The following is a 5,005-nucleotide window of genomic DNA, read 5'->3' as shown; positions in this document are numbered from 1 at the left end:
AATTGCTATGTCCTTCTAGGGTTCGCAACAGCTTCCCCTCAGCACTCCATAGTCTCACTGTTTTGTCAAAATTTGCAGAAGCAATCCTTCGACCATCAGGACTAAAACTGACTCCATAGACTCGATCGCTATGTCCTTCTAGGGTTCGCAACTGTTCCCCTTCAACACTCCACAGTCTTACTGTTCTGTCACTGCTAGCAGAAGCAATCCTTTGACCATCAGGACTAAAACTAACTCCATAGACCCAATCGCTATGTCCTTCCAGGATTCGCAACTGTTCCCCTTCAACACTCCACAGTCTTACTGTTTTGTCAAAACTCGCAGAAGCAATCCTTTGACCGTCAGGACTAAAACTAACTCCATAGACCCGATCGCTATGTCCTTCTAGGGTTCGCAACAGATCCCCCTCAACACTCCATAATCTCACTGTTCTGTCACCACTGGTAGAAGCAATCCTTTGACCATCATGGCTAAAACTTACTCTCAATACATCACCAGTATGTCCTTCAAGAATCCTAAAAAGTTTTCCATCTGAGTTCCAAAGTTTAACAGTCCGGTCATCACTGACTGAGACAATCATTGAACCATCTGGACTGAAATCAACATCATTTACTTCTCTAGTATGCTCAAGTTGATTCTGTTCGCTAATTTCATAGCTTGCTTGCTGTAATCTTTCAACAACATTTCTTTTTAACTCCTCGGAAGGCTCCTGAATATTGCGTAACTTGATACCTGCTTTAACAGCAATCATTAAAGAACTTAATTGTTGCTTTAGCTGTAATTCCTTTTGAGATAAATTCAATAGCTCTTTAATTCTTTCGATGTCCTCTTGTTCTTGAAATAGACGACTAGCCTTAATAAATTCAATCTCTTGTGCGTCAGTAATGCCTTCAGGCTTTTCCTTTAGCCAGTCTTCAGCCTCTACCAATAGAGCGCCCCTCAGCAAAGCACTGTCACTTCTCCCTGTTTCCTCCCAAGTTTTTATCCCAAACCGCAGCCGATCTTGCCACTGGCGAAAATCCCGATCCTCCACCATCCATTGCTGCAAGCGTTCCCAACCTCGAATTAAAGCCTCATGGACAACTTCAGCCGTCTGCTGGCGTGTATTTTGTCCCGTGACAACTAAGCGATTATCCGCTAGTTGAGTTACTAATTTCCAATTAGCTTGACCAATTTGCTCATAGGTAGCTAAACGACGAGTATTTTCTGTTTGCTCTCCAAATCGAACGAGTTGAGTGAAAATATGCTTGATTTGCGGCTGTTTTCCCTCAAACTTTTTATAAACTGATTCAGCATAATTAACTAGAGCCTTCTCAATGCCACCAATCTGGTGGTAAGCCTCAATAGTTAACTGACGATCCTTGCGCTGCTTCCAGAGTTCTCCTAAAGCAAATTCCAGCAAGGGCAACTCACCGGGATTGTCGATCACCTCATCCAAAATAATTTTCGTCAATCCATCTTGAATTTTTAATCCCACTACCTCTGCTGGTTTTTCAATAGCTAACGCTAACTCCTCTCGACTCATGCCAATCAAAGTTTCCGGCTTCCATTTCTGTAAAAGTTCCGCTAAAGGCTGATAATCGAGGGCAAACCCATAAAAATCTACTCTCAGAGTAACGACAATCACCACATCAGGATTTTCCTTGTCTTTCTCTGAATCAATCAGTCTCAATAAAATATCGATAAATAAATTGCGATAATCTAGTGAGCATAGAGTATAAAGTTCTTCAAACTGGTCAACAACAATCAATAAGCGCCGATGAGGATGATGATTGTTCGCTAAGGCACCATCTAAAATATCTGTTAATTCTAATTCTTTATTTTTTAAGCTTTCCGCATATTTTCCTTGTTCTTGAATAAACTGCGGTTCATCCTTATCAGTCAGGGCAGGATGCAAAAAGCCTACTAATCCTTCAGCAAGTTGTATAAAGGGATTGTTTTTAGGTCTAAAAGTCAAAAATTGCCAGTTTCCTAACTTTTCTAATTCAGGAACTACGCCAGCAAAAACTACTGAGGACTTCCCCATTCCCGAATTACCAATAATTGCCAAGAATGGCTGACTTGTTACTGACTCTATCAATGTTGCCGTAAATCTTTCACGTCCAAAGAAAAACTTTGCATCCTCTCGCTGAAAAGCAAATAAGCCTTTATAGGGACATTCATCGCTCACAGGGCGATCGGCTTGAGGCTTAGAAATCGGATTGATTACTTGCCCATCATCATCAGAAACTACCCCCAATTCTCGGTTCCACCCATTAGAGGTTAAAGCACCAACACGGTCGGCACATACAATAAGTCTCCGGCTATCCTCCAGACCAACAAGACTCAAATTGCGATCTGCAAGCTGCCTCAAAAAATTCTCTAGGCTCACCTTTCCTTCAGAATATAACAATTCTAGTAATTCGTTAAAAAAGACTAAACTATTTCCTTCCCCCAAATTTATTCGGCGACTCAACCGATCGAACCCCAGAGCGGTTAGTAACGCTTTCCGCTGAGGAACTGTTTGTGTATTCGGTACTCGCTGCGACAAAAAAAGTAACAGTTCGGATTTCAAGGACATTGTTTTCCTAGTCGTTTTGATATTTTGGGCTTCTAATTAGTTTCTGCATTCAACATTTCCCTGATTTTTGGAGGCAAATCAAACAGAATTTTCTCTATCAGTATGCCTTCGTTTCTAAAGTAACGCTGTTGGGTCGTTGGTTCAGGAATATGACCACCCGCATGATGAAGCGCAACCACCTCCCACCCATCGTTAAATACGGGCGATCCAGAAGAACCATTCAACGTAGAGGTGATATATTGCACAACGTTCCCTCCAATATACTGAACGAAATTATTTTGAAAGGAAATTTCTTTAGCTCGCCCTGCGGGATGTTGGATAATATTCACTCGCTCCCCGCGAGTGATGTTGCTTAGTAACAAAGGCAACCATCCCCATTTCTGTCCGGGGTTGCCATCTAGTTGCACCAAAGTATAATCTAACTCACGGTTTGTGTGAAACACTCCATTAGGCTTTGAAGAATATTCATCAGCGGGCTGAGCACGTCCCCGAAAATCATCTTCATAATTAAAACGGAATATAGAATTTGGTAACAAATCAGAACTTGGTAAAACGTGATTATTTGTTAGTAATAAATTTTCAGTTACTAAAAAACCTGTACCCGACCAACGCTCATGAGCAGATTGAACGGCTATATAAGCAATCGAGCGGGACACGTCTAGTCCTTGCTGTAAAAAAGCAATGGGACGTAGCGTATTTTCCCCAATAATCTTTTCTAAAACATCTGCCGTCGTTTCCCCACCTCGCCACCGACCGATATTAGGGATGGCAGCGATCGGGGTCATCATGTCATATTTTGTTAGCAATCGATCGATAAATTCTTGCTGCTGAATACCTACAAAACCCTTGAGAGTATTGAGAAATAATCCTAATACTTCATGGTCGCGGGTTAACCGCCCATATTCAGATAGATAACTAACAATTTCACTAACAGCTACAAAGGATGAACCCGAAAGGTCAATCATCGGTACCAATTGCTTCAAACCTGCTAATTCCAGGATTTGTAGGCGCGATCGTTCCGTTCTTAAATCTGGTAAGTCCTTAAGCAGAGTGATGAGCTGTTTTTTATCTTCTATATCCCAATGGATCATTTTACACGGCTCCAATACCAACCTATTTATCTAGTATTTTTGAATAACTACCCCTTTGGATCAATTAGAGGACTAAGTAATTCTTAGGTCTAGGAAGTTACTAAAATAAAGAATACCCATAGTGCTTAGCAAAAAATCCCAAACGACTGCCTCAACCCGCGATCGAATCAGTAGAACTATTAATTAGAATGACTTTTTCTATAGATTTATTATACCTTACCAGATAGACGGACAACTGGCAAGTAATTTTCCAATTTTCCGTGGATATTACGGACAGTGGGTCTGCCTAATACCTCTATTTCCCTGAAACAGTAACAGTCATCACGCAACCGGATGTTATTAACACCAGTATAATTCATCTTAATTTGACTCGGATCGGCAAAAGGTGCAACCAAAAACTCGCTTTTCAGTTGTCCTTCCGTGCCTTGGAAAACGCGATCGATTCCTTGATAGACGTTGTGATAAACGACGCCGTTAAAAGTAGGCACGTCAGTGTGCAATTGACTCGAATCTTCGCCTAAAATAAAGTTAGCAAATCCTGGCAATTGTTCCAACCCGGAAATTGTGGGATTTGGGTTGCTGTTGGCTAAGCTGCTGCGGACAATTGCAGAATTTGTTCCTGCATTTCCCGGTTCAGTTGGTTTTTGGAAAGCGGTAAAGGTGATTTCGTTGGGAGTGAAATAGATACTGTGGCCGGCACCTTTTACCTGGAATTTCACATTAGAGTCAGTTTGTCCAGCATTTGCAATAAAACTTAAGGGAATTTGACCGTAAGATGCTTGTTTATTTGGAGAATTCATTGCTGGTATTCGTGGGTTAATGTTGTGTCACTAAGTTTACGGAAGTACCAGCTCTGCTGTATTGTAAATTCTTGCGGAAAAATCGTGAAAAATATAATTTTCTTGCGAATTTATCCCAATTATGTGAATAATTGTAACAATGTTAATAAGTTCGATCGATATAATTCCAACAAATTTTGTCAAATTCGGTAGCTAATATCAAAGTGAATCCCGATATTTCTTAGGAGTCAAGCCGACAATTTTGCGAAAAGTATTGCTAAAGTGAATTTGGTCGTGGAACCCCACTGTTTGGGAAATATATGCAATTGATAAACCTGGTGTTTTTAACAACTTTTTGGCTTTTTCAATTCTACATGATGTCACGTAATGATGAGGAGTTTTTCCTGTCGTTTGTTTAAATATTCGACTAAAATAATAAGGACTAAGTTGGTATCGGCTCAATAAGTAGGGGTAGCAGTTAATCTGGCTGCCAAGACAATCCCAAGGGATAAAGAGCAGATTTGGAGCGAATAATAGTGGACAGAGAGGGAATAACTCCAAGTTGAGAAATTCGG

Annotated in this window: 4 protein-coding genes; all 4 read right to left on the bottom strand. The window is 40.8% G+C overall.

Annotation, left to right across the window (positions count from 1 at the left end; genetic code table 11):
- The coding region (locus tag QZ938_RS32720) for a WD40 repeat domain-containing protein (protein ID WP_293365685.1) at positions 1 to 2,560 on the bottom strand (2,560 nt) is incomplete at its 3' end.
- Positions 2,561 to 2,592: 32 nt separating this feature from the next.
- Positions 2,593 to 3,651: a trypsin-like peptidase domain-containing protein gene (locus QZ938_RS32715; RefSeq protein ID WP_293349398.1), complete on the bottom strand. Its 1,059-nt coding sequence runs from the start codon at positions 3,649 to 3,651 to the stop codon at positions 2,593 to 2,595.
- Positions 3,652 to 3,860: 209 nt separating this feature from the next.
- The gene (locus QZ938_RS32710; RefSeq protein ID WP_293349401.1) at positions 3,861 to 4,451 is read right to left on the bottom strand and encodes a hypothetical protein; all 591 of its coding nucleotides are present in this window, start codon (positions 4,449 to 4,451) and stop codon (positions 3,861 to 3,863) included.
- A gap of 198 nt (positions 4,452 to 4,649) precedes the next feature.
- Positions 4,650 to 4,892, bottom strand: a complete 243-nt coding sequence (locus tag QZ938_RS33205; protein ID WP_366863403.1) for a helix-turn-helix transcriptional regulator — start codon at positions 4,890 to 4,892, stop codon at positions 4,650 to 4,652.
- Between the last annotated feature and the right edge of the window lie 113 nt (positions 4,893 to 5,005).

It is taken from the genome of Microcoleus sp. CAWBG27, assembly GCF_020883145.1.
GTDB lineage: Bacteria > Cyanobacteriota > Cyanobacteriia > Cyanobacteriales > Microcoleaceae > Microcoleus.
The sequence above is the reverse complement of the archived record's forward strand: the minus strand, read 5'-3'. Positions and strand labels throughout refer to the sequence as shown.

What these genes read in the sequence shown, in the direction of transcription:
- QZ938_RS32715 (WP_293349398.1), bottom strand. Translation starts at nt 3,651, where the DNA reads ATGATCCATTGGGATATAGAAGATAAAAAACAGCTCATCACTCTGCTT.
- QZ938_RS32710 (WP_293349401.1), bottom strand. Translation starts at nt 4,451, where the DNA reads ATGAATTCTCCAAATAAACAAGCATCTTACGGTCAAATTCCCTTAAGT.